The sequence below is a fragment of the Pedococcus sp. P2_F6 genome (assembly GCF_056403675.1).
Genome location: NZ_JBFUEZ010000002.1, coordinates 476,562 through 501,946 on the forward strand (window position 1 = coordinate 476,562; position 25,385 = coordinate 501,946).

22 protein-coding genes are annotated in these 25,385 nt (G+C 70.1%); 6 read left to right on the top strand and 16 right to left on the bottom strand.

Going from position 1 to position 25,385, the window contains the following annotated elements; genetic code table 11:
• The gene (gene topA, locus AC1DWP_RS07720) at positions 1-2,799 is read right to left on the bottom strand and encodes a type I DNA topoisomerase (protein ID WP_477613871.1); all 2,799 of its coding nucleotides are present in this window, start codon (positions 2,797-2,799) and stop codon (positions 1-3) included.
• Positions 2,800-3,011: 212 nt separating this feature from the next.
• Between topA and AC1DWP_RS07725 the strand changes: the two genes are divergently transcribed.
• Positions 3,012-3,815 (top strand): dioxygenase family protein, encoded by an 804-nt coding sequence (locus AC1DWP_RS07725; protein ID WP_477613872.1) that lies wholly within the window; start codon positions 3,012-3,014, stop codon positions 3,813-3,815.
• Between the two features lie 13 nt (positions 3,816-3,828).
• Here AC1DWP_RS07725 and AC1DWP_RS07730 read toward each other — a convergent pair whose 3' ends face one another.
• Entirely contained in the window at positions 3,829-4,899 is a 1,071-nt protein-coding gene (locus tag AC1DWP_RS07730) for an NAD(P)-dependent alcohol dehydrogenase (protein ID WP_477613873.1), read from the bottom strand.
• Between the two features lie 128 nt (positions 4,900-5,027).
• On the opposite strand from AC1DWP_RS07730, the gene AC1DWP_RS07735 reads away from it, so the two are divergent.
• Genes AC1DWP_RS07735 through AC1DWP_RS07745 form a run of 3 tightly spaced genes read left to right on the top strand, consistent with a single transcriptional unit; the run spans position 5,028 to position 7,352 of the window.
• Entirely contained in the window at positions 5,028-5,756 is a 729-nt protein-coding gene (locus AC1DWP_RS07735) for a TetR/AcrR family transcriptional regulator (protein ID WP_477613874.1), read from the top strand.
• Complete coding sequence (locus tag AC1DWP_RS07740; protein WP_477613875.1) at positions 5,753-6,154, top strand: VOC family protein; 402 nt, start codon at positions 5,753-5,755, stop codon at positions 6,152-6,154. Before AC1DWP_RS07735 ends, AC1DWP_RS07740 begins: the two co-directional genes overlap by 4 nt.
• Before the next feature lie 25 nt (positions 6,155-6,179).
• Positions 6,180-7,352 carry an MFS transporter gene (locus AC1DWP_RS07745; RefSeq protein WP_477613876.1) on the top strand — a complete coding sequence of 391 codons (1,173 nt, stop codon included), beginning with the start codon at positions 6,180-6,182 and terminating at the stop codon, positions 7,350-7,352.
• A gap of 71 nt (positions 7,353-7,423) precedes the next feature.
• Here AC1DWP_RS07745 and AC1DWP_RS07750 read toward each other — a convergent pair whose 3' ends face one another.
• From AC1DWP_RS07750 to AC1DWP_RS07795, 10 genes are all read right to left on the bottom strand, one after another.
• Positions 7,424-7,744, bottom strand: coding sequence for a hypothetical protein (locus AC1DWP_RS07750; protein ID WP_477613877.1), 321 nt, complete (start codon positions 7,742-7,744; stop codon positions 7,424-7,426).
• A gap of 11 nt (positions 7,745-7,755) precedes the next feature.
• The gene (locus AC1DWP_RS07755; RefSeq protein ID WP_477613878.1) at positions 7,756-9,519 is read right to left on the bottom strand and encodes a sodium:solute symporter family protein; all 1,764 of its coding nucleotides are present in this window, start codon (positions 9,517-9,519) and stop codon (positions 7,756-7,758) included.
• A 99-nt stretch (positions 9,520-9,618) separates the two neighbouring features.
• Complete coding sequence (locus tag AC1DWP_RS07760; RefSeq protein ID WP_477613879.1) at positions 9,619-11,655, bottom strand: ABC transporter ATP-binding protein; 2,037 nt, start codon at positions 11,653-11,655, stop codon at positions 9,619-9,621.
• Complete coding sequence (locus AC1DWP_RS07765; protein ID WP_477613880.1) at positions 11,652-13,388, bottom strand: ABC transporter ATP-binding protein; 1,737 nt, start codon at positions 13,386-13,388, stop codon at positions 11,652-11,654. Before AC1DWP_RS07765 ends, AC1DWP_RS07760 begins: the two co-directional genes overlap by 4 nt.
• A complete protein-coding gene (locus AC1DWP_RS07770; protein ID WP_477613881.1) occupies positions 13,388-14,017 on the bottom strand; it encodes a TetR/AcrR family transcriptional regulator in 630 nt (209 codons plus the stop codon). Before AC1DWP_RS07770 ends, AC1DWP_RS07765 begins: the two co-directional genes overlap by 1 nt.
• Before the next feature lie 132 nt (positions 14,018-14,149).
• Positions 14,150-15,649, bottom strand: a complete 1,500-nt coding sequence (locus AC1DWP_RS07775) for a DUF7059 domain-containing protein (protein WP_477613882.1) — start codon at positions 15,647-15,649, stop codon at positions 14,150-14,152.
• Positions 15,646-16,359 (bottom strand): AIM24 family protein, encoded by a 714-nt coding sequence (locus AC1DWP_RS07780; RefSeq protein ID WP_477613883.1) that lies wholly within the window; start codon positions 16,357-16,359, stop codon positions 15,646-15,648. The genes AC1DWP_RS07775 and AC1DWP_RS07780 overlap by 4 nt, the downstream gene beginning before the upstream one ends.
• Positions 16,360-16,368: 9 nt before the next feature.
• Positions 16,369-16,845 (bottom strand): GNAT family N-acetyltransferase, encoded by a 477-nt coding sequence (locus AC1DWP_RS07785; protein ID WP_477613884.1) that lies wholly within the window; start codon positions 16,843-16,845, stop codon positions 16,369-16,371.
• A gap of 149 nt (positions 16,846-16,994) precedes the next feature.
• A complete protein-coding gene (locus AC1DWP_RS07790) occupies positions 16,995-19,511 on the bottom strand; it encodes a sodium-translocating pyrophosphatase (protein ID WP_477613885.1) in 2,517 nt (838 codons plus the stop codon).
• A 154-nt stretch (positions 19,512-19,665) separates the two neighbouring features.
• On the bottom strand, positions 19,666-20,010 hold the full coding sequence (locus tag AC1DWP_RS07795) for an anti-sigma factor antagonist (RefSeq protein WP_477613886.1): 345 nt from the start codon (positions 20,008-20,010) through the stop codon (positions 19,666-19,668).
• Between the two features lie 85 nt (positions 20,011-20,095).
• On the opposite strand from AC1DWP_RS07795, the gene AC1DWP_RS07800 reads away from it, so the two are divergent.
• On the top strand, positions 20,096-22,495 hold the full coding sequence (locus AC1DWP_RS07800) for a DEAD/DEAH box helicase (protein ID WP_477613887.1): 2,400 nt from the start codon (positions 20,096-20,098) through the stop codon (positions 22,493-22,495).
• A gap of 107 nt (positions 22,496-22,602) precedes the next feature.
• Positions 22,603-23,622 carry a hypothetical protein gene (locus tag AC1DWP_RS07805; protein ID WP_477613888.1) on the top strand — a complete coding sequence of 340 codons (1,020 nt, stop codon included), beginning with the start codon at positions 22,603-22,605 and terminating at the stop codon, positions 23,620-23,622.
• A gap of 22 nt (positions 23,623-23,644) precedes the next feature.
• On the opposite strand, the gene AC1DWP_RS07810 is transcribed toward AC1DWP_RS07805, so the two are convergent.
• From AC1DWP_RS07810 to AC1DWP_RS07825, 4 genes are all read right to left on the bottom strand, one after another.
• The gene (locus AC1DWP_RS07810) at positions 23,645-24,061 is read right to left on the bottom strand and encodes an Rv3654c family TadE-like protein (protein WP_477613889.1); all 417 of its coding nucleotides are present in this window, start codon (positions 24,059-24,061) and stop codon (positions 23,645-23,647) included.
• A complete protein-coding gene (locus AC1DWP_RS07815; RefSeq protein ID WP_477613890.1) occupies positions 24,058-24,423 on the bottom strand; it encodes a TadE family type IV pilus minor pilin in 366 nt (121 codons plus the stop codon). Before AC1DWP_RS07815 ends, AC1DWP_RS07810 begins: the two co-directional genes overlap by 4 nt.
• 14 nt (positions 24,424-24,437) lie before the next feature.
• Positions 24,438-24,716 (bottom strand): DUF4244 domain-containing protein, encoded by a 279-nt coding sequence (locus AC1DWP_RS07820; protein ID WP_477613891.1) that lies wholly within the window; start codon positions 24,714-24,716, stop codon positions 24,438-24,440.
• A gap of 85 nt (positions 24,717-24,801) precedes the next feature.
• Positions 24,802-25,302 (bottom strand): type II secretion system F family protein, encoded by a 501-nt coding sequence (locus AC1DWP_RS07825; RefSeq protein WP_477613892.1) that lies wholly within the window; start codon positions 25,300-25,302, stop codon positions 24,802-24,804.
• Between the last annotated feature and the right edge of the window lie 83 nt (positions 25,303-25,385).

A 25,385-nucleotide genomic window follows, 5' to 3' on the forward strand; every position in this document is an offset into this window, starting at 1 on the left:
CTAGGCCTTCTTGGCCGCTGACTTCGTGGCGGTCGACTTCTTGGCAGCCGTCTTCTTCGTGGCAGCCTTCTTGGTCGTCTTCTTCGCGGCCCGCTTGCGGGTGGTCGGCCCCTTGGCGCGCTTCTCGGCCAGCAGCTCCGCACCGCGCTCGGGGGTGATCGACTCGGGGTCGTCACCCTTGCGCAGCGTCGAGTTGGTCTCGCCGTCGGTGACGTAGGGCCCGAAGCGGCCATCCTTGACCACCATCAGCCTGCCCGACACCGGGTCGCTGCCGAGCTCCTTGAGGGGAGCCGTGGACGCGCGACCCCGCTGCTTGGGCTGGGCGTAGATCGCCAGCGCCTCCTCGAGGGTGATGTCGAAGAGCTGCTGCTCGGTGGCCAGCGAGCGGGAGTCGGTGTCCTTCTTGAGGTAGGGGCCGTAGCGGCCGTTCTGCGCCGTGATCTCGACCTCGGTGCCGTCCTCCTCCTTGGAGATCCCCACGACCCGGGGCAGGCTGAGCAGCTTGAGCGCGGTGTCGAGGTCGAGGGTCGCGAGGTCCATGTCCTTGAACAGGCTGGCGGTGCGCGGCTTGACCTTGGCCTTGCCCTTGAGGGCTGCGGTCTCCTCGTCCAGCACCTCGGTGACGTAGGGACCGTAGCGACCGGCCTTGGCGACGATGTCGCGGCCGTTGGTGGGGTCCTGACCCAGGACCTTGCCGTCGTCGGCGGACTGCTCGAGCAGCTCGCGTGCCTTGGCCGGCGTCATCTCGTCGGGAGCGATGTCGTCGTTGATGGTGGCGCGGCGCGGGGTGGTCGCCGCATCGTCGCTCATCTCACCGGTCGACAGGTCGACGCCCTGGGGCACGGTCTCCTCGACGTACGGCCCGTAGCGTCCGACCCGCACGACGATGCCCTCGCCGATCTCGATGGTGGAGATCGCACGCGCGTCGATCTCGCCGAGGTCCTCGACCAGGTGCTTGAGGCCCTGCCCGGAACCACCGACGAGGCCGCCGCCACTGCCGCCGACCGCCGGGACACCGAGGCCGTCACCACCGAAGTAGAACCGGTGCAGCCATCGTGCGCGCTGCTCGTCGCCACCAGCGATGCGGTCGAGGTCCTCCTCCATCGAGGCGGTGAAGTCGTAGTCCACCAGCTCGGTGAAGTGCTCCTCGAGCAACCGGGTCACGGCGAAGGCCAGCCAGGTCGGGATGAGGGCGTTTCCGCGGGTGTTGACGTAGCCACGGTCCTGGATGGTGCCCACGGTCGAGGCGTAGGTGGAGGGTCGACCGATCCCCTTCTCCTCCATGGCCTTCACCAGCGTTGCCTCGGTGTAGCGCGGGGGCGGGGACGTCTCGTGCCCGTCGGCCTCGGCGCGCAGCGTGGTGATCGCCACGCCTTCGCTGAGCTTGGGCAGGCGACGCTCCTCGTCGGCCTCCTGAGCCCTGCTGATCTGCTCCTCGTCACGACCCTCTTCGTAGGCCGCGAGGAACCCGCGGAAGGTGATGACCGTGCCCGAGGCGCTGAACTCCACGACGTGGCCGTCCTCGAGGGTCCCCCCGAGCTTGACCGTCGCGGTGGACCCGCGGGCGTCGGCCATCTGGGAGGCGACGGTGCGCTTCCAGATCAGCTCGTAGAGGGCGAACTCGTCGCCGCGGAGCTCGCCGGCGACCTGCGCCGGGGTGCGGAACCGGTCACCGGCGGGACGGATGGCCTCGTGCGCCTCCTGGGCGTTCTTGACCTTCTTCTCGTAGCGGCGAGGGGCGTCCGGGACGTACTCGGCGCCATACAGGTCCCGCGCCTGTTGGCGGGCCGCGGTGAGGGCGGCCTCCGACAGCGTGGTGCTGTCGGTGCGCATGTAGGTGATGTAGCCGTTCTCGTAGAGCCGCTGGGCGACGCGCATGGCGTTCTTGGAGGACAGGCGCAGCTTGCGCGAGGCCTCCTGCTGGAGGGTGCTGGTCGTGAAGGGTGCGGAGGGGCGCCGGGTGTACGGCTTCTCCTGGACGCTGGTGACCTTGACCTGGGCCGAGATCACCTGTCGCGCAATGGAGTTCGCGGTCTCCTCATCGAGGTGGACGACCCCCTTGGCCTTGAGGGACCCGTCGTCGGCGAAGTCGCGACCCGTGGCCACGCGCGCACCGTCGACCGCGCTGAGGCGGGCTCCGAACTGGTTGGACGTGCCGTCCGGGGTGAAGTCCCCCTCGACGTCCCAGTAGGACGCACGGACGAACGCCATCCGGTCGCGCTCGCGCTCGACCACCATGCGGGTGGCGACCGACTGGACGCGGCCGGCGGACAGGCCGGCCTTGACCTTGCGCCACAGGACCGGGCTGACCTCGTAGCCGTAGAGGCGGTCGAGGATGCGCCGGGTCTCCTGGGCGTCGACCATGGCGACGTCGAGGTCGCGGGTGCTGTTGGCGGCGCGCTGGATGGCTTCCTTGGTGATCTCGTGGAAGACCATGCGCTTGACCGGGACCTTGGGCTGGAGCACCTCGAGCAGGTGCCACGCGATGGCCTCGCCCTCGCGGTCCTCATCAGTGGCGAGGTAGAGCTCATCGGCGCCCTTGAGCAGTCGCTTGAGCTCGGAAACCTTCTTCTTCTTGTCGGCGTCGACGACGTAGTAGGCCTCGAAGCCGTTGTCGACGTCCACGCCGAACCGGCCGAAGGGGCCCTTCTTCATGTCGGCGGGCATCTCCGACGGGGTCGGGATGTCGCGGATGTGGCCGACCGACGCCTCGACGTCCCAGTCCTTGCCCAGGTAGCCGCCGATCGTCTTCGCCTTGGCCGGCGACTCGACGATGACGAGCTTGCGCCCCTCACTCATGGTTCAACCTCAGTTCCTGACCCGTGTGCAGCGGATTCGTCGCTGCATGGACACGGCATCGCGGATGACGGTATCCGAGAGGGTCAAATCCGCCACGCCTCGTCCGCATTTCGCGAGGCGTGGCTGGTCGTCGTCGCTCACGGTGGAGCGGGCTCACTCACGATGGGGAGAGTTAGTTGAATGTTCAACCTTAGTCGTTGTATGCTGCAGCCATGAGCCAGTCCGCGACCGCCAGCCGCCAGCCCGTGCTGTACCTCAGCCACGGCGCGCCCCCATTGGCCGACGACCCGGTGTGGACCGACCAGCTCGCGACCTGGTCGACGAGGTTCAGCAAGCCGACCAACATCCTCATGGTGTCGGCCCACTGGGAGGAAGCGCCGCTGTCGCTGTCCGCCACCTCCGGCGACGTCCCCCTCGTCTACGACTTCTACGGCTTCCCGCGCCACTACTACGAGGTCACGTATGCCGCGCCCGGCGCACCTCAGCTCGCGGCCGACGTCACCAAGCTCATGCACTCCGGCGACACCCCCGTCCACCGGGACGAGACCCGCGGCCTCGACCACGGCGCCTACGTCCCGCTCGTGGAGATGTATCCCGAGGCCGACATCCCGGTGCTGCAGATGTCGATGCCGACCCTGGACCCCCGGGCGTTGTTCGACCTGGGCCGCAAGCTCGCGCCACTGCGTGACGAGGGCACGCTGATCGTCGGGTCCGGGTTCACCACCCACAACCTGCGCTGGTTCAACCCGGCTGCCGGCCCTGACGGAACCCCGCCGGCCGCCTCCGCCGAGTTCGACAACTGGGCCGCCGAGGCGCTCGAGCGCCAGGACGTCGACGCGATCCTCGACTTCATGCAGAAGGCTCCTGCCGCCCGTGAGGCCCACCCGCGCACCGAGCACTGGGCGCCCTTGTACGTGAGTCTCGGCGCGGCATACGAGTCCGGCAGCCTCGAGAACGAGAGCGTCATCGACGGCTTCTGGTTCGGCCTGAGCAAGCGGTCCTGGCAGTTCGCCTGACCGCTCGGCCCGGTCAGGGGATCACGAGGGACTTGCCGCGCGAGTGGAACTCGCCCTGGAGGCGCAAGGCCTCGGCGGCGTCCGCGAGCGCCCACCGCCGGTCCATCACGGGACTCACCTGCCCGCGGGCCACGAGGTCGATGAGGAGCTCGAGGTCGGCGCGGTTGCGGGAGGCGACCTTGAAGGCAGGGGCGCGCCGGCTGCCGAAGGCGAAGTAGACCGGCACGCTGAGCATCCGCGGCAGGGGGCGCACCCACTTCGACTTGGGCGAGGTGACCATCACGTAGCTGCCACCCGGTGACACCAGGCGCCGGCTCTCGCGCAGGGTCAGGCTCCCCGCGTTGTCGAAGAACAGGTCGAACGTCTCCCCCAGCGAACGCACGTCCTCCTTCGTGTAGTCCACGACTCGGTCGGCCCCGCCGCGACGCGCCGCCTCGACGTTGCCGGTGCTGCACACCGCCGTCACGTGCGAGGCGCCCAGGGCCTTGGCCAGCTGGACGGCGAAGCTGCCCACCCCACCGGACGCACCGTTGACCAGGACCCGCTGGCCGGGTCGGAGGCCGCCCCAGTCGCGCAGGCCCTGCAGGGCGGTCTCCGCGGCCACGCCGACGGTGGCGGCCTGATCGATCCCGACGCCGTCGGGAACCGGCACCAGCCAGTCCGCCGGCGCCACCACGAACTCCGCAAAGCCGCCACCGGACACCTCCCCGAAGACCCGGTCGCCCGGCTGGAAGCGCGTGACTGCCGCGCCCACCGCCTCGACCACCCCGGCGACGTCGGCGCCGGGAACCTGCCGCTTCGGCCGGCGCAGCCCGAGGCTGGGGCGGGCGAACATCGGCAGCCCGGTGACGTAGTGCCAGTCGAGCGCGTTGACCGAGGCCGCTCCGACCCGCACGAGCACGTCGTCGGCACCGACCGACGGAACGGGCACGGTGCGCACCGCGACCACGTCCTCCGGCCGTCCATACCGCTCGTGGACAGCCGCTCGCATCGTCGTGGGCGTCGGCCCGGAGCTCTCGCGGTATGCCGTCCCGGTCGCCTCCTGCTCGCGCGCCGAGGTGGTGGTGTGGTCGAGGTCGTTCATCGTGGCTCCCCACCTCGTGATGGATACTTACGGTGTAAATATACGGTGTAAGTTAGCCCTACGCCGTAAGTCTGTCAATGGCTGACGGCTAGCATTCGTGACGAGAAGCACGCCGATCGGGAGGACCCGTGACCGACACCGTCGAGAGCGACACGCGCGACGCTGCGAAGAACGCCCCTCGCACGCCGCTCAGCCGCGAGCGCGTCATGCGTGCCGCGGTGGACGTGGCGGACTCCGAGGGCATCGCGGCCGTGTCGATGCGCCGGATCGGGCAGGAGCTCGGCGTCGAGGCCATGTCGCTCTACAACCACGTCGCCGGCAAGGAGGCCCTGCTCGACGCGATGGTGGAGCAGGTGGCCACCGAGATCGTGGCGGCCGTGGCGTCCCTCGACTCCCCCGACCCGGCGACCGACTGGCGTGGCGCACTGCGAGCGCGAGCCCTCGCCGCCCGCGAGGTCATGCTGCGCCACCGCTGGGCGCCCGGCGTCCTGGAGACGCGCACGACGATGAGCCTCGACATCGTCCGGTACTTCGACGGCGTCGTGGCGATCCTGCGGGCCGGCGGGTTCAGCAACGACCTGACGCACCACTCCCTGCACGCCCTCGGCAGCAGGGTCATCGGGTTCTCGCAGGAGCTGTTCGACCCCGGCGACGCTGCCGCGGACGGCGCGTCGGAGGAGCTGCTCGCGGCCATGGCGGTGCAGATCCCCCACCTCGTCGAGATGCTCGGCGAGGTCGCGCACGACGACCCTGGCTCGACCCTGGGCTGGTGCGACGACCAGAGCGAGTTCGAGTTCGGGCTCGACGTCCTCCTCGACGGGCTGGAGCGCCGCCGGGCTTCTACCGTGGACTCATGATCACCGCACTGCACACCCTCGTCTACGCCGAGGATCCCGACGCGGCTCGTGCGTTCTTCCGTGACGTCCTGCAGTTCCCCGCAACCGACACCGGCGGCGGATGGCTCATCTTCGCCTCCGGCCCGAGCGAGCTCGGGGTTCACCCGGCGTCGTGGGAGCACGGCGGACAGTCCGGCGGCACGGACCAGCGCTTCGACCTCTCGCTCATCTGCGACGACCTCGCCGCCACCGTGGCGGAGCTGCGTGGGCGGGGCGCCGAGTTCGAGGGCGAGGTCACCGAGCAGCAGTGGGGCTCGACCATCCAGCTCAAGGTTCCCGGCGCCGGGACGATGACGCTCTACCAGCCGACCTACGACCCGCCCGCCCTCGGACACCCCGACCTCGAGGCCATGTGGTGAGGGTGCTCCCGGTGGGGACTCCTGCGTGAAGGAGCTCCCGGGCTGGGTCCAGTGGCTCCTCGTCGGCCGCTTCGTCAACGCACTGGGTTCGATGGCGTGGGTCTTCATCCCGCTCTACCTGGTGTCCGACCGCGGCCTGAGCGAGGGCGCCGCCGGGTCGATCGCGGCCGTCTGGGGTCTGGGGATGATCGCCGGCAACCTCGCCGGCGGCTCGGTCGGCGACCGCTTCGGGCTGCGCCGGACTCTCGCCCTCGCATCGCTGGCCTCGGCCGTCGGCTGCCTGCTCGTCCCCCTGACTCCCACCGCTGCCCTGCCAGTGGTGCTGGCGCTCATGGGCGCGCTCGGAGGCGTGGGCCGACCCGTGTCGTTCGCCCTCGTCACGAGCGCCCTGCCCACCCAGCACCGCCGCCAGGCCACTGCGTCGATGCGAGCGGTCAACAACGCCGGCACCGTCCTCGGCCCACCGCTCGGCGGGCTGTTGGCCGTGCACCACTTCGGCGCGATCTTCGTCATCGACGCCGTGGCGAGCCTGCTGATGCTGGGCGTCGTGCTGTTCGTCGTGCCGACGGCCGCGCGCATCCCCCTGCCGGAGGGCACGCCGACCCGCCTGCTCTCCGCGCTGCGCCAGGACCCGCGCTTCGTCCTGCTCCTGCTGACCGTCGTGGCCGCCGACACCGCCTACCGGTTCGCCTACTCCGCCGTCCCCTGGCAGCTCGACGCGCTCGGTGCGGCCCCGTGGATCTACGGCACGACCATCTCGCTCAACTGCGCGCTCATCGTGGTGTTCGAGCCGTGGCTGGCGCACCGCCTGCGCGAGCGCGCGCCGGAGCGACTGATCGCGCTGGGGTTCCTACTGGTCGGCGTGGGCTGGGTCGTGGTGGCGCCCTCACCGGGCATCGCGGTGGTGCTCGTCGCCGTCGCCGTGGTGACCGCCGGCGAGATGCTCTACAAGCCGACCGCCACCGCCCACGCGTCGGACCGTGCGCCCGACGGCATGCACGGCCGCTACCAGAGCCTCTACGGCGCGGCCTCGATCGGCGGCACGGTCATCGCGCCACCGCTTGCCGGGGCGTTGTTCGAGCTCAGCCCCCGACTGATGTGGGTGAGCGGCGGCGCACTGGGCGTGGCCGCCGCGGCGGTCCTCGCCTTCACCGGCAGCCAGGCCCTGCGTCGCCAACCGGTCCACGAGACCCACTGATCCACGACACATGCAGCCGGGTATGCCGGGTGGTGTGCACCGGTTATACCCTCACCGTCGGGCGGTGGGGCTCAGTGGCCGCCGGGGCGGCGTCGCGGAGCTGGACGGGTCGGGTCGTCCTCGACCGGTTCGACGTGCTCCGGCACGATGATCGGCTTGAGGCGGGCCCAGACGAGGAACACCGCTGAGGCGACAGCGAGCGCGAGCCCGGTCCACAGGTTGGCGTTGACCCCTCCGGTCTTGGCCTCCGCCGTGTCCATGAAGAACCCGGCCAGGAGGAGCAGCACACCGTAGATGCCCAGCAGTGCACCGATGATGTTGCGGATGTCGAAGGCACCAGCCGCGTGGCCACCCGATGCCTTGGCCGTGGGGTCGGACTTCTTGTCGGTCATGACTACTCCTCTCAGAAGGCGAAGTTGAGGACGAGGACCATGACCAGGGCGATCCCGGCCAAGGGCAGGGTCCGCTGGAACCAGGGCAGCGAAGCCTCCTCGGGGTCGACGAGGTCCTCCCGGGGTGTCTCCGAGTAGACCAGGCCCTTGAGCTCCGACGCAGGGGTCGACTTCGTCACCATCGTCACGAGCACGCTGACGATGATGTCGACGACGAAGGCAGCCGAGGCCGCGACGAAGCTGGCTCCCTGACCCGCCAGGTGGATCACGCCGAGGCTCGCCGACCCGAAGGCGTCCTCGGAGAGGAAGGCGACCACGACGGCCGACAGGGTGCCGCTGACGAGGCCGACCCAACCGGCGGTGGCCGTCATCCGTTTCCAGAACATGCCGAGGATGAACGTCGCGAACAGCGGGGCGTTGAAGAAGCCGAAGAGCGTCTGCAGATAGTCCATGACGTTGGAGAAGCTGCCGGCGATCGACGCGGTGAAGATCGCGACGACGGTCGCCCCCACGGTGGCCAGCCGGCCGATCCGCAGGTAGTAGTCGTCGCTGTGGTCCTTGCGGATGTAGCGCTGCCACAGGTCGTAGCTGAAGACGGTGTTGAAGGCCGAGATGTTGGCTGCCATGCCGGCCATGAATGCCGCGAGCAGGCCCGCGATCGCCAGTCCCAGCAGGCCGTTCGGCAGGACGTCGCGCATCAGCAGCAGCAACGCGTCGTTGTACTTCACCCCCTCGCCACTGGCCCCACCGGCAGGGGTGCCGCCGTTCTTCAGGTCCATGATCTCCTTCACCAGCACGGCCGCGACCATGCCGGGGAGGATCACGATGAAGGGCACGAACATCTTGGGGAAGGCGCCGATGATCGGCGTCTTGCGAGCGGCCGAGATGGACTTCGAGGCCATCGCGCGCTGGACCTCGACGAAGTTCGTCGTCCAGTAGCCGAAGGACAGCACGAAGCCGAGGCCGAAGACGATCCCGATGACGGACAGGAACCCCGAGTCGAAGCCGGACAACGCCTGCCCCGGCCAGGACTCGAGCTGCTGGGCGGCAGGCGGGACCTTGGCCGACGCGGGCGCAGCCTCCGCAAAGGCGGTCAGCTTGTCCTTGAGCCCGCCGTACCCGCCGACGCGGTGCAACCCGATCAGCGTCAGCGGCAGCAGCGACGCCACGATGACGAAGAACTGCAGGACCTCGTTGTAGATCGCGGCCGACAGACCGCCGAGGGTGATGTAGGAGAGCACGATCAGCGCCGCGACGATCAACGCGACCCATAGCGGCCAGCCGAGCAGCGCGTGCACGATCGAGCCGAGCAGGAACAGGTTCACCCCGGCGATGAGCAGCTGGGCGACGGCGAAGCTGATGGCGTTGACCAGGTGGGCCCCGGTGCCGAACCGCCGGAACATGAACTCGGGGACCGACCGCACCTTGGAGCCGTAGTAGAAGGGCATCATCACGACGCCGAGGAACAGCATGGCCGGGATGGCACCGACCCAGAAGTAGTGCACCGTCGGCAGACCGTACTTGGCGCCGTTGGCCGACATCCCCATGATCTCGACGGCGCCGAGGTTGGCAGAGATGAACGCCAGACCGGTGACCCACGCAGGCAGGGAGCGACCCGACAGGAAGAAGTCGATGGAGTCCGACACCGAGCGCCGGGCGATGACGCCGATCCCCAGGACGAACGCGAAGTAGATCGCGACCAGCGAGTAGTCCAGCCAGTTGGCGTCGATGAGGGTGTCGGCAGCCGGGACGGCGAGAGGGGCGAGGAAGGACATCAGCGGCTCCTGGGCGGTGCGTCGACGGAGGTCAGCCCAACCTAGGGCGTATGCCGCGAATCGGCACCCGGGCGCACGCCGCCACCAGCCAGGGCTGGCTCAGACCTTGGCGCCCGCCAGGTCCGGCGCGGGGGCCTCGCCCGTGTCGACGTCCACGGCCGCACCGCTGAACTGCGCGGCATACAGCTCCGCGTAGGCGCCACCCCGGGCGAGCAGCTCGTCGTGTGAACCCTGTTCGACGATCTGGCCGTCGCGCATCACGAGGATCACGTCGGCGTCGCGGATGGTGGAGAGCCGGTGCGCGATCACGAAGCTGGTGCGGTCGTGCCGCAGGGCCGACATCGCCTTCTGCACGAGCAGCTCGGTGCGCGTGTCGACCGAGCTGGTCGCCTCGTCGAGGATGAGCAGCGCCGGGTCGGACAGGAACGCCCGCGCGATGGTGATGAGCTGCTTCTCGCCCGCGCTGATGTTGCCGCCCTCGGCGTCCAGCACCGTGTCGTAGCCGTCGGGGAAGGAGTGCACGAACCGGTCGACGTAGGTCGCCGTGGCGGCGGCCAGCACCTCTTCCTCGCTGGCGCCGGGCCGGCCGTAGGCGATGTTCTCGCGGATGGTGCCGCCGAACAGCCAGGTGTCCTGCAGGACCATGCCGATCTCGTTGCGCAGGTTGTGCCGCGTCAGGTCGGTGATGTCCACCCCGTCGAGTGTGATCCGGCCGGAGTCCAGCTCGTAGAACCGCATGATGAGGTTGACCAAGGTGGTCTTGCCGGCCCCGGTCGGCCCGACGATGGCCACCGTCTGACCGGGCTCGACGGTGAGGTCGAGGTGCTCGATGAGGGGGTTGGCCGGGTCGTAGGAGAACGACACGTCCTCGAACTGCACCCGTCCGTGCGGGTCCTCCAGAGTCGTCGGCTCCGCTGCGTCGGGGCGCTGCTCGGGAGCGTCCAGGACGTCGAAAACCCTTTCGGCAGAAGCCACCCCGGACTGGAGCAGGTTCGCCATCGACGCCACCTGGGTCAGCGGCTGGGTGAACTGCCTCGAGTACTGGATGAACGCCTGCACGTCACCGAGGCTCATCGACCCGCTCGCCACGCGGAGCCCGCCGACCACCGCGATCACGACGTAGTTGAGGTTCCCGATGAACATCATCGTCGGCATGATGATGCCGCTGATGAACTGCGCGCCGAAGCCGGCGTCGAACAGGTCGTCGTTCTTGGTCCGGAAGGCGGCGCGCACCTCGTCCTGCCGGCCGAAGACCTTGACCAGCTGGTGCCCCGTGAACGTCTCCTCGACGATCGCATTCAGCTCACCGGTGCTCTTCCACTGCTGCACGAAGTGCTTCTGTGAGCGCTTGCCGATCGTGGCCGTGACGAACATCGAGACGGGAATGGTGACGAGCGCGATCAGGGCGAGCAGCGGCGAGATGTAGAGCATCATCCCGACCATCGCGACCACCGTGAGAAGCGACGTCAGCAGCTGGCTCATCGTCTGCTGCAGGCTCTGCGCCACGTTGTCGATGTCGTTGGTGACGCGGCTGAGCAGCTCACCGCGCGGCTGCGCGTCGAAGTACTGCAACGGCAGCCGGTTGAGCTTGTCCTCCACGTCGCGACGCAGGATGAAGATCGTGCGGTTGACGGCGCCGGTGAGGATCCAGCCACTCGCCCACGACAGCACGCTGGCCACGGCATAGAGCGCGAGCACGAACAGCAGGACCCGACCGACCGCACCGAAGTCGATCCCCGAACCGGGCACGAGGTGGGGCATCCTGGCGACCATGTCGGCAAAGGTGTCGTCGCCGCGCGCGCGCAACGCCTCGACGACCTGGTTGCGAGTAGCGGTGGGCGGCAACGACTTCCCGACCACCCCCGCGAAGATCAGGTCGGTCGCCTTGCCGAGGATCTTGGGCCCCACGGCGTTCAGGGCGACGCTGCACACGGCCAGCGCCAACACGGCATACAGGGCTGCCCGCTCGGGGCGGAGCAGGGACAGCAGTCGCTTGGCCGAGGGGCCGAAGTTGCGAGACTTCTCCGACGGCAGGCCGATCGACATCGGCCCCCGCCGCTGGGCGGCGTTCGCCACCGGACCGCGCCGCGCCTCCGCAGCCTTCTCCTCCTCGGTCTTCACACCCTCCGAGCTCATGCCGCCACCTCCTCTGCAGATCGCTGCGACTCGACGATCTCGACATACGTCGGGCACGTCTCGAGCAGTTCGTCGTGGCGGCCTGCGCCGACCACCAAGCCGTCGTCCAGGACGACGATGTGGTCGGCGTCGATGATGGTCGAGACCCGTTGTGCCACCACGATCACCGCCGTGTGCCGGGTAACCGGCTTGAGCGCCGACCGCAGCCTGGCGTCGGTGGACAGGTCGAGGGCGGAGAAGCTGTCGTCGAACAGGAACACCTCGGGCCGGGAGACCAGCGCCCGCGCGATCGCCAGCCGCTGGCGCTGCCCACCCGAGACGTTCGTGCCGCCCTGGGCGATCTGCGCGTTCAGGCCCTCGGGCATGGCCCGCACGAAGTCGTCCGCCTGGGCGATGCGCAACGCCTCCCACAGCTCGTCGTCCGTGGCGTCGGAGTCGCCGTAGCGCAGGTTGGAGGCGACCGTACCGGTGAAGAGATAGGGCTTCTGCGGCACCAGTCCGATCCGCGACCAGACGTCCTCGAGCGTCGCGTCCCGGACGTCGACCCCGCCGAGGCGGACGGACCCGCCGGTGACGTCGTAGAGCCTGGGGATCAGGGACAGGAGGGTCGACTTGCCGGAGCCGGTGCTGCCGATGATGGCGGTCGTCCGCCCTGGTTCGGCGGTCAACGAGACGCCTTGCAGGACAGGCACATCCGCGCCGGGGTAGCAGAACTCGACGTCGCGGAGCTCGACACTCGTTCCCGTGCGGGGGATCGCGATCGGCCTGGAGGGCTGGACGACGGTCGAGTCGGTGTGGAGCACCTCCGTGATGCGTCCCGCCGAGACCGCAGCGCGGGGGATCATCATCGACATGAACGTCGCCATCATGACCGACATGAGGATCTGCATCAGATAGCTCATGAAGGCGGTCAGCTCGCCGATCTGCATCTGGCCGTTCTCGACCCGGTGCGACCCGAACCACAGGACAGCCACGGTCGAGGCGTTGAAGATCAGCATCACGATCGGGAAGACCAGCGCCATCAGCCGACCGACCGCGAGCGCCGTCCCCGTGTACTGCGTGTTGGCCTCGGCGAACCGGGCCCGCTCGTGGTCCTCGCGGACGAACGCCCGGACCACCCGGATCCCGGTGATCTGTTCGCGCAGGACGCGGTTCACCCAGTCGACCGACTCCTGCATGAGGCGGAAGTTCGGGATCATCCTGCGGATCACCAGCGCCACGGACAGCGCCAGGGCCGGCACGGCGACGGCGACCAGCCACGACAGCCCGACGTCCTCGCGCAGCGCCATGATGATGCCGCCGACCATCATGATGGGAGCCGACACCATCATCGCCGCACCCATGAAGACGACCGTCTGCACCTGGGTGACATCGTTGGTGTTGCGCGAGATGAGCGTCGGGGCGCCGAACCGCGACACCTCCTGGGCGGAGAAGTCGCCCACCCTCGCGAAGATCCCGGCGCGCAGGTCGCGGCCGAGACCCGCGGCGGACCTCGCCCCCAGGTAGGTCGCGGCGACGGTGGCGACGATCTGCACCAACGAGACGGCGAGCATCCATCCGCCGGTCCTGACGATGTAGCCGGTGTCGCCCTTGGCGACGCCCTCGTCGATGATCCGGCCGTTGAGGCTGGGCAGGTAGAGCGAGGCCATGGTGCCGACCAGCTGGAGCCCCACGAGGAAGGCGACCAGGCCCTGGTAGGGCTTCAGGTAGTCACGAATGATCCGGATCAGCACTACTTCTTCCCCCTGGAGGTGGGCGACGTGGTCGCGGTGGTCGGGCGGGCGAGAGCGCCCTCGAGGACGACGTCGACGAGCTCGGCCGCCGTGGAGTCCTGGCCATCGAGCATCGGGTGGACGCTGGAGAGCGTCAGCATCCGCAGGTAGCCGATGAAGTTCTTGACCGGGATGCGCAGCAGGGCGACATCGTCACCGATGAGGGAGGTGAAGGCCTCGTCGAGCTCGGCGGTCCCCTCCTGGCGGCGCCGCAGCGCCTTCGCGTCCATCGGGCGGTGCAGCGGTTGGCCGGACGACTGCAGGACGCTCATCAGGGCGAAGATGCCCTGCAGGTGCTTCTGCATGACGGTGACCGCGGCGGCGAGGCGTTCGCGCAGGGGCAGGTCGCGGTCCACGGCGGCCAGCTCGGCCTTCACGGCGGCCGTGTCGAACGCCTCGTGGACGCACGCGTGGATGATCTCGTCCTTGCTCTCGAACACCCGGAAGATCGTGCCCTCGGCGATCCCCGCGGCCTTGGCGATCTCGCGGGTGCTGATCCCCCGGCCCTTGTCCCGCAACAGCGGGATCGTGGCGGAGATGATCGAGGCCCGGCGGTCCTCGGGGGCCATCGCGGGGGCGCGTGGTGACATGAGGATCAGTATGAGTGAGTGAGCACTCACTCACAACAGGGTTTCCCACCTGCACAAACGGCCCCGCCCATGACGAATGTCCCAGAGGTCACTCACTCGCGAGCCCCCGCCAGTCCCGGAAGCGGGCCGTCGTCAGACGAGCAGGCCGTCGGCGACGAGCTCGCGCAGCAGCGGGACCGCCGAGGCGCGCACCTCGCCCACGTCGGAGCCGAGCAGCTCGGCGATCGCCGCCACGGCAGCGTCGGCAGGCAGCGTCCCGTCGCACACGCTGACCAGCGCCGCCCCCACCGTGTCGAGCCGGACCGCCCGGCGCAGCCCGCCACCCTGGCGCAGCAGGATCACCGACGGGTCCTCGGCACCGGGCCGGCCGTGCCGCTCCTCGGTCACGTCGTCGGCGCAACGCCACGCGACGGCCAGGACCTCGTCGTCAGTGTGCTCGGCCAGCCAGGTGCGGGCCCGCAGTCCGGAGAGGACGTGCGGACCCATGGGTGCGGCCACCGGACCGGTCGCCTCGGTCAGCTCGACGAAGGGACTCCGCTCCTCCAGTGGCCGCTGCAGGGTGATCACCCCGAAACCGATCGCACTCACGCCGCGCGACGCGAAGTCGTCGAGCCACGCGGCATACATCGTCGCGAACTCGGTCGTGGCGCTGTGGTGACCCCCGTCGCGGGACCAGGTCTCGGCGTACTGCGCCGGGTCCTGCACGTCGCGCTGGACGATCCAGGCATCGAGTCCGGTGCCGGCAACCCAGCCGCGCACCCGGTCGCGCCAGTCGGCCTCACCGACGACCTCCCAGTTGCCGAGGAACTGCGCCACCCCACCGCGTTCGAGATGGGCCCCGATGGAGCGCACGAGGTCGGCGACGACCGCATCGCCGGCCTGGCCGCCGTCGCGGTACTCGAACAGCGGGACGTCTGGAGTCCGCGGCGTGATGACGAACGGCGGGTTGCTGACGATGAGCCCAAAGCGTTGTCCTGCAACGGGATCCAGCATCGAACCCTCGACGACTTCCCACTCGCACTCGTTGAGCAGTGCGTTGAACCGGGCGTAGTCCAGCGCCCGCGTGGAGATGTCGGTGACCGTGACCTGTTTGGCGTGTGCGCCGAGATGCAGGGCCTGGACCCCGCATCCCGTGCCGAGGTCGAGGGCTCGCTCGACAGCCGGCCGCGGCGTCCAGGACGCCAGCGTCGTCGATGCACCGCCGATCCCGAGGACGTGGTCTTCGCGCAGGGGCGCCCGGGTCTGCAGCTCGGTGAGGTCGGAGGCGATCCACCACGCGTGGTCGTCGTCGCCGTAGGGCCGCAGGTCGCACGTCGAGACGACGCCCGGCCCCTGCGGTGCCACCAGGCGCAGCGCCGTCGCACCGGACAACCCCAGGGTGGGGAGAGCGGCCGCCGCCTCCTCGCTGTCGACGGCGTCTCCCAGCGCGAAGAGGCGCACCAGGGTCGCGAGCGGGGTGCCGACGTCGACGGTGACCCGCTGCGCGGGCAGCACCTGCTCCCGGGCGAGGGCCGCTGCCGCGAGTGGTCCCAGCAGTTCACCGACCGCCTCGACCGTGTATGCCGCGGCGACCAGGTCGGCCCGCAGGCGGGCGACCAGCTCGGCGTCGGCGCGCGGTGTGGGGGTGGTCATCCGTCGAGCAGGCCGCCGAGGTTGAACCCGCCTCCGCCGCCACCGCCCTGGGCCGCGGGCGGCGTCCACTCGCTTGGTTGGACCACGACGAAGCCCGGCCCGGAGAAGGCGTACTGGAAGGCCTCGCCCGAACCACCGCGCAGCATCGAACGCACGTTCATGCTCGACACCACCTGAGGCACCAGGTTGGCCGACCAACCCACACAGGCCTGCACGTCGACGTAGGTGGGCTGCTGGCTGCAGTCGAGGATCACCGGTTGCCCGACCGTGTGGATCGCGACCGTCCCGGTGCCGTGGAGGGTGGTGTTGAACAGCCCGCCGCTGAGCATCCCGGCACCCTGCACCCGCTTGATGTCCCACTCGATGGTGGAGTCGAAGGCCAGCAGGTTGCGGGCGTTGACCGACAACGCGTCGCCGGTGAGGTCGATGAGGAAGACGAAGCCCGCCTCGGACGCGAAGAAGACGTCGCCCTCCCCCGAGACCCGCATCAGCGAGACGTCCTCGCCGGTCACGACCTTCTTGAAGAGCTTGCCGACGCTGCCTGCCTTCTCGTGGTCGAAGCGGATCTGCCCCTGGTAGGACACCATCGCTCCCTTGACGGCGAGGACGTCGCCACCGAGGTGGACCCGCAGCATCTGGGGGTTCTGCAGCGCGAACCGCTGCTGCGCCTGGACTTCGAGGTTGGCCTGGTCAAAGAGCGGACTCTGCATGGCCCCAGCCTAGGATGCGGGCCGGTCCGTCGGCAGGCGATAGGCGTACCAGGTGTCGCGCTGGGCCCCCAGCCCGTCGTAGAGCCGTTGGGCGGTCTCGTTGTCCGGCGCGGTCTCCCACGCCAGCCAGCCCGCCCCGCGGTCGGCTGCGAGCCGACGACACGCCTCGATGAGCCCCGCACCCACTCCCCGACCACGGGCGTGCTCCGTGACGAACAGGTCCTCCATCACCGCCAGCGGCTGGGCGAGGGTGGTGTCCCAGGTCCAGAGCATCGTGGCGTGGCCGAGCGCCTGACCCGAGCCCTCGCGAGCGATCAGCTGGGTGCCGCCCGCACCCTCGTCGAGGAAGGCGGCGGCCATCGCGCGCAGGTCCTCGTCGGCCGGGTTGCTCTCGTAGAACGTGCAGTACGCCCGCATCAGGGGCAGCAGGTCGACCAGGTCGTCGGTGGTGACCTGCGAGATGTGGAACGAGCGCTGCGGGTCCATGGCGCGACCCTACGCGCGGTCGTGAGCACGCGGCATACCCCGGCTGCTTCCGGGCGAGTGGCCGATTTTCCGGGGTGACGGAAAGGGCCGGCTCACCCAGGTGGGTGAGCCGGCCCGTCCGTTCCAGCAGGCGTGGGTATGCCGTGGAGCTAGCGCTTCGCCGGCTCCTCGACCGAGTCGGCAGCGTCGGCAGCGTCGGTGGCGTCGTCGACTGCCTTGCCGGGAGCGGTCTCGGCCTCGCCCGAGTCGGGCGCGGCTGCGTCGAACCTCGCGGCAGCCTCACCGTCTCCGTCGCCACCGATCGCCAGGTCGCGTGCCTTGGACACGGCGACCGCGGCGATGACGATGATGATCGCGGCGGCAGCGATGCCGTAGCGGACCACGTTGTTCTTGTCGTCGCCGATCGAGAGGGTGACGACCGCCGGGGCGATGAGCACCGAGACGAGGTTCATGACCTTGATCAGCGGGTTGATGGCCGGACCGGCGGTGTCCTTGAACGGGTCACCGACGGTGTCACCGATGACGGTGGCCGCGTGGGCGTCGCTGCCCTTGCCACCGTGGGTGCCGTCCTCGACGATCTTCTTCGCGTTGTCCCACGACCCACCGGAGTTGGCGAGGAACACGGCCATCAGGCAGCCGGTGCCGATCGCACCGGCGAGGAAGCCGGCCAGCGGCCCGATGCCGAGGCCGAAGCCGACGGCGACCGGGGTGAGGGCGGCGAGCAGACCCGGCGTCGCGAGCTCACGCAGCGAGTCCTTGGTGCAGATGTCGACCACGCGGCCGTACTCGGGCTTCTCGGTGTAGTCCATGATCCCGGGGTGCTCGCGGAACTGGCGGCGCACCTCGAAGACGATGGCGCCGGCGGCGCGGGTCACCGCGTTGATGGCCAGTCCGGAGAACAGGAACACGACGGCCGCGCCGAGCAGCAGCCCGACCAGCACGCTCGGGGTGACGATCTGCAGGTCGAACGGCGCGGCGGCCTTCTGGAGGGTCGAGGAGAACTGCGCCTGCGCGGCCTCCTGGGTCAGGGCGCCACTCTGGACCTTGGCCATCAGGTCGGTCTGGGTCTTCTGCTGAAGGGCCGTGAAGATGGGCTCGAACTTGGCCTTCCAGGCGTCGGAGTAGGAGCCGAAGAGCGCGGTGGCCGCCAGCACGGCGGTCGCGATCGCGATGCCCTTGGTGATCGCCTTGGTGGTGTTGCCCACTGCGTCGAGGTCCGTGAGGATCTGCGCGCCCTCGCCGTCGACGTCGCCGGACATCTCGGCGATGCCCTGGGCGTTGTCGGAGACCGGTCCGAAGGTGTCCATCGCCACGATGACGCCCACCGTGGTCAGCAGACCACAGCCGGCCAGCGCGATGAGGAACAGCGACAGGACGACCGAGCCACCGCCGAGCAGGAACGCTGCGTAGACGGCCGCGCCGATGATGACCGCGGTGTAGACGGCCGACTCCAGGCCGACGCCGATGCCCGACAGGACGACCGTGGCCGCGCCGGTGAGGGAGGTGCGGGCGACGTCCTTGGTGGGGCGCTTGTCGGTGCCCGTGAAGTAGCCCGTGAGCCACAGGATGACCGCGGCCAGCACGATGCCGATGATCACGGCGAGAACCGCCGAGCGGCGCGGGTCGCCGGTGAGAGCGGCAATCGTCTCGTCGGCGGAGCCGAGCCCCTTGAACGTGTCGGGCAGGTAGACGTAGGCGGCCACGCCGGAGAGCACGGCGGCGATGACGGCCGAGATGTAGAACCCGCGGTTGATCGCCGAGAGGGCGTTTTCGCCGGGCTTGACCCGCGTGATGAAGACGCCGATGAGGGCGGTGACCGCACCGATTGCGGGCACGATCAGCGGGAAGACCAGGCCGTAGGTGCCGAAGGCGGCGGAACCCAGGATGAGCGCGGCCACCAGCATCACGGCATACGACTCGAACAGGTCGGCGGCCATGCCGGCGCAGTCGCCGACGTTGTCGCCCACGTTGTCGGCGATCGTCGCGGCGTTGCGCGGGTCGTCCTCGGGGATGCCGGCCTCGACCTTGCCGACGAGGTCGGCGCCGACGTCGGCGGCCTTGGTGAAGATGCCACCGCCGACACGCATGAACATGGCGAGCAGGGCGGCGCCGAAGCCGAAGCCCTCGAGCACCTTGGGGGCGTCGCCCTGGTAGAGCAGGACCACGACGGAGGCGCCGAGCAGGCCGAGGCCCACGGTCGCCATGCCGACGGTGCCACCGGTACGGAAGGCGATCCGCATACCCGAGTCGCGGTCGCCGCCGCGGGCGGCGGACGCGACCCGGACGTTGGCCTTGACGGCCAGGCTCATGCCGAGGTAGCCGATGGCGGCGGAGAACAGTGCGCCGACGACGAAGAACGCGGACCGACCCCATCGAACCTCGGAGGTGTCGGCGGGAAGCAGGAGCAGCAGGCCGAAGACCAGGACGATGAAGACGCTCAGGGTCTTGAACTGGCGGGCGAGGTACGCCTGGGCGCCTTCTTCCACGGCAGCGCCGATTTCCTGCATCTTCTCGGTGCCGGGGTCGGCCGCCAGAACCTGCTGGCGGAAGAACACACCCATGACCAGCGCGATGATCGCAATGGCGAGCACGGCGAAGACCAGGGTGAGATTGGTGCCGTCAAGCTGCAGGTCAGCAGCGGTGGCGGCAGGCGCAAGGCGCGACATTCCATCCTCCTCGATGGGGAATCATTCAGGACCGCCCAAGGGCACGCCACGACGGCGCACCACAGAGGGGACGTTGCAGGCGAGGGTAATGCACGTCACAGGGTATGTGACGCCGCGTGAGCAGGGTCACAGAGAATTCATCACGCCGACTTCGTCAGACGTTCGACGCCTCGGAGGCCTCGTCGACCGTGGGGTAGATGTGGAAGACCTTGTCCAGACCGGTGATCTTGAAGACCTTGAGGATCCGCTCCTGGGCACTGACGATGCGCAGGGTGCCGTTCTGACCACGCACGAGCTTGAGCCTGCCGACGAGCACGCCGAGGCCCGTGGAGTCCATGAAGGTGACCTTCTCGAGGTCGACGACGAGGTCGGTGCGACCCGCAGCCACCTGCTTGTCGAGCACTTCGCGGAGCAGCGGAGCGGTGTATACGTCGATCTCGCCCGCCACGTGGACGATCGTCACGGCGCCCTGTTCGCTGCTGGAGACCGACAGGTCCACGCTCACCCCTTCTGTTGCCATCGCTGGTGCCATCACTGGTGAGCAGACGGGTGCACCGTCTGCCCTCGGGATTACGGTAGCGGCAATGTCCACCTCTGGTCCCACCGCACCCGATTCCGCCGGGACGAGCCGTGCTCCGTTCGACCCCCAGTCGGTGCTGGCCGGCCTCGCGTCGGGAGTGCGAGCCGAGCGGCTGCTGCACGTGCACGAGGTGCCCGCGCGGGCCGCATCGCTCGCTGACTGGCCCACATGGGTCGACCCCAGTGTGTATGCCGCGTGCGCCGACGCCGGGGTCACCTCCCTCTGGTCCCACCAGCGGGAGGCCGCCGACCTGGCCCACGACGGGTCGCACGTGGTCATGGCGACGGGCACGGCGTCGGGCAAGAGTCTCGGCTACCTCCTACCCGTGCTGTCCGCCGTGGTGGAAGGGGCGCTGGCGCCGTCGGGTCGCGGAGCGACAGCGCTCTACCTGTCCCCCACCAAGGCCCTCGCGGCCGACCAGCTCGCCCGGGTGCAGGCGATGGCCGTGCCAGGGGTGCGGGCCGCGACCTATGACGGTGACACCGCGACCGAGGAGCGTCGCTGGATCCGCGACCACGCCCACTTCGTGCTGACCAACCCCGACCTCGTGCACCACTCCCTGCTACCCCTGCACGAGCGGTGGGCGCCGTTCCTGCGGGCGCTGCGCTACGTCGTCATCGACGAGTGCCACACCTACCGGGGAGTCTTCGGCTCCCATCTCGCGGCGTTGCTGCGTCGTCTGCGCCGTGTGTGCGCACGCTACGGCTCCTATCCCACCTTCGTGCTCGCCTCGGCGACGGTGCGCGACCCGGCGGCCCACGCCTCGCGCCTCGTCGGTATGCCGGTCGCGCCCGTCACGGAGGACGGCTCACCTCGTGAGGCGATGACCTTCGCCCTGTGGGAACCGGGACTCCTCGGAGAGGGTGCGGGTCGCCGGTCGGCCACCTCCGAGGCGGCCGACCTGCTCGCGAGCCTGGTCTCCGGGCGGGTGCAGACGGTGGCCTTCGCCAAGTCCCGCGCCGGGGTGGAGGCCCTGGCGACCAGCGCCCGCCGGACGCTGATGGAGGTGGAGCCCGCGCTGGGAGGTGCCGTCGCGGCATACCGGGGCGGTTATCTGCCGGAGGAGCGCCGCGCGCTCGAGCGATCGCTGCGCTCGGGGGCGATCGTGGGACTCGCGGCGACCAACGCGTTGGAGCTGGGGATCGACATCAGCGGACTCGACGCCGTGCTGCTCGCCGGGTGGCCCGGCACGCGAGCGTCGTTGTGGCAGCAGGCCGGGCGCGCCGGGAGGGCCGGGACCCGGTCGCTGGCGATCTACGTCGCAGCCGACGACCCGCTCGACACCTATGTCGTGCACCATCCCGACGTGGTCTTCGGACAACCGGTGGAGGCCACTGTCCTCGACCCCGACAACCCGCACGTCCTCGGGCCGCACCTCGCCGCCGCGGCGGCCGAGCTGCCCTTGCGGGAGGCGGACCTCGCGATGTTCGGCGACCAGGCACGCGGGCTCGTGGACGCCCTGGTGGCGCGCGGGATCCTCCGTCGGCGACCGAGCGGCTGGTACTGGGCACGCACCGACCGGGCCTCCGACCACGTGTCGCTGCGGGGAGCCGGCGAGGTCGTGGGGATCGTCGACCAGCGCACCGGCCGGGTGCTGGGCACCATCGACGAGGCGTCGGCGCACACGCAGGTGCACACGGGGGCGGTGCACGTGCACCAGGGCGACAGCTATGTCGTGACCGACCTCGACCTCGACCACGGGACGGCGACCGTCGTGAGGGGCGACCCCGGCTGGAGCACGTTCGCGCAGTCGGTGAGCGCGTTCGACATCGTCAGTGCGCAGCGCAGCGTGGACTGGGGGCCGGTGCGGGTGTCGTTCGGGACGGTGCAGGTGCACACGCAGGTGACGTCCTTCCTGCGGCGGCTGGCCAGCGGCGAGGTGATCGGGACCCACCCCCTCGACCTGCCGCAGCGCACCCTCAGCACCCGCGCGGTGTGGTGGACCATGCCGGTCGAGTGGCTCGAGGCGGCCGGCGTGGGTGAGCCTGACATCCCTGGTGCCGCCCATGCTGCCGAGCACGCGGGGATCGGCATGCTGCCTCTGGTGGCGACCTGCGACCGGTGGGACATCGGGGGCGTGTCCACCGCCCTGCATCCTGATACCGGGCTGCCGACGATCATGGTCTATGACGGGCACCCCGGGGGTGCAGGCTTCGCCGAGCGCGCGTTCGACTCCTTCGAGCTCTGGCTCGACTCGACTCTCGAGACGGTCCGCTCTTGCCGCTGCGAGAGCGGCTGCCCCGCCTGCGTGCAGTCGCCGAAGTGTGGCAACGGCAACGAACCGCTCGACAAGGCCGGGGCCGTGGCACTGTTGCGGGCGGTGCTGGCCCACGCGCCACGGGGGTCCGATCGACGCCAGGTCCAGCTGCCGGCCGCGTCCGCCCTCGGCAAGGAACGGACGTGACGAAAGGGGCAAACCCGCAGGCCAGCGGCTAGGGTCGAAGCGAAGGGTGCCCCCGCACCCTTCGGACGGTGCACCACGCACCCTTGATGTGTCGGAGGTTTCGACCCGTGATCGTGTTCGGACTGATCCTTGTTCTGCTCGCCCTCGCCGCGGGTGTCGTGCTCTTCCTGGCGACCGACTCGCTCACCTCGCCGGTGGACATGGAGCTCTCCGGCTACCACTGGGGAATGACCCCGCTGGCCATGCTCGCCACCGGCGCCGTGGCGATGCTCCTCCTCGTCCTCGGCCTGGCGATGATCCGGGGAAGCATCAAGCGCAGGCGCCGTCCAATCCGTGAGGCCAAGGACGCCGAGCGTCAGGCCAAGCTCGAGGAAAGCATTCGCGCCGACGAGCGGGCCCGCGCCGAGGAGACCCACCAGAGCGCCCTCGCCGAGCGGGACCGCATCCGGGACGAGGAGTTCCAGACCCGCCTGGCCGACCATGACCGCGAGCGCGACAGCGAGCTGGCCTCGCGTGAAGAGGAGTTCGCCTCCCGCGAGAAGGCCAGCGAGGAGCGGGTGCGTGCAGACGAGCGCCGCAAGGTCGAGCAGGAGTTCGCCTCGCGGACGGCTGCTGCAGGTGCGGGCGCGGCGGGAGCTGCTGGTGTCGGGGCCGCCGCCACTGGGGCTGGTGGGCCGCGCGGTGCCCGCGACGCGGACGCTGCACCCACCGCGACCTACGCAGGCGCGGGGACGACCGACACCGACGCCACGACTGGCCGCCACTCGTCCGATGCCGAGCCGGACAGCGTGACTCCTGACGGGCGGACCCAGTCCCATACCGGGACCGAGACCGAGACCGGGGCCGCCACCGGGACCAGTACCGGGACCAGGTCCGCCGACTCCACCCAGGTGCTCGAGCGGGACAGCGGCGACACGGTTGCCGGTGACTCACACGACGCGCACGTGTCCGATGCCCAGACCGCTGGCACTCCCGACACGGCCGGCGAGCGGACCGACGACCGGACCGAGCGGGCGGACGACGAGACCTCGAACGACAGGCCCGCCGCGGCGGACGACTCGGCGCACCCGGGCCACCGCACGGTGGCCGACAAGATCATGGGTCGCGACCCCGCGCCCCGCGACTGACCGCGACTGACCGCGAGCACCATCACGGCGACGGCCCAGCACGGGCCGTCGCCGTCGTGGTCCCGGCCACCAGTCCCGGCAGCGAGAAGCCCGCTGTCACCCTGGCCCTCACCGTGACCGAACCGTCCCCCGCCACGAAGCACCCCTGAGGCCGCGCGCCGTTCCTCGCCGTGACCGAGGCCCCGGCGGCGCAGGCCGCCCGTGGATCTGCCCCAGCCTGCAACGCCTGCGCCGCCGCCAAGGCGCCGAGGTCGGCGGCGGACCGCGCACGGTGGGTGGCGACGACCGCGCTCGACAGGGCCAGCGCGCCCACGATCAGGACGAAGGCCACCCCCACGGCCGCCACGATGACCACCGTCACCCCGCCGATCTCCCCGCGACCGTGCCGGCCGAACCCACGCCGGCCGAGCTCACCTCGGCCGAACCCACGCCAGCTCATGGCAGGGCCTCCGACCCGAGCAGGGCATCACTGGAGTCGACGTCCTCGCGCGCAGCCACCGCCTGACCCGTCGGGGACGCCCCTGACCCCAGCCACCGCAGTCCTGGGGACGGAGCTCCCCGAACCACGACCCAGACATCCCGGTCGGAGCGCGTCACGGAGAAGGCGGCCCGCGGAGGCGCGAGCCGGTGCCCCACCTCGAGGGCTACCGCATCATCGTCTCCGCGAGCGAGGGCTCGCGCCGTGGCGCGCGCGGCGTCAACACAGCGCACCTGGTCGGTCACGGTGGTGATCGCCGACAAGGCCACGACGAGCACGAGGACCAGGGCGGGGATGGCGCAGGCGAACTCGGCCGTCGCCATCCCGCCCTCGCGTCCTAGCCCGCCGACCCGAGCGCGGTGGCGATCACGGACGCCAGGGCGGACTTGACGGCCCCCGACCGCACGACGGCGAGCAGGACGGCGGCAAAGGCGCACGCGGCGAGCGTGCCGACGGCATACTCCGCCGTGGTCATGCCTGCTTCGGTGTGCTGACGAAGCGTCGAAACTCGTTGAACCAGTTTGCATTTCACGCTGACTCCTTGGTGGTAGGTCGGGCACTGCGCCCTGTTCCAGCCGAGTTCAGCGCGTCTGCGCACCCCCCGCCAGCACTGCATCTCAGGCCTGTGCACGCGAAGCCAGGGCGGGTACGCCTGTGGACAGTCCCGGCCACGCAGGCCCCGTATCCGAGGCGATGGCGGATCACGATGCTCCCGACAGGACACCCGAGGCGAGGTTCAGGACGACGGGGACGACTGCCGTGCAGGCGAAGGCCGGCAGGAAACCCAGCCCCAGGGGCAGCACGAGCAGCACTCCGGCGCGAGCCGCCGCCCGCTCGCGCTCGCGTTCGCGCTCCTCGCGAAGCCGTGCAGCCGCCCTGTCGATGAGTGCTGCCGGGGCCGCCCCCGTCTGTTCGGACATGTGGGTCGCCAGCGCAGCCGGCCGCCAGCCCGGTCCCGCGTAGGACCACGCTTCGCGGGCAGGACGTCCCCAACGCAGTGCTGCGACGACCGCCGCCAGCTCGCCGCGCACCCGACCGGTCGACGCCGCCTGGACCTGGTGCAGGGCCTCGACCAGCGGGAGGCCAGCGCGAAGGGCCAGGCTGATGAGGACCAGCGCATCGGCCACTTCGTCCGACGACGCGAGGTGGCGCCGTCGGGTGGGTCTCCGGTCGCGGAAGAAGGCGACGGTCGGCCAAGCCACGATGCCCGTCGACGCATGGTGCCGATCCCCTCCCGGCCCTCCTTGCGGTCCAAGCCCTCCTTGCCGTCCAAGCCCTCCTTGCC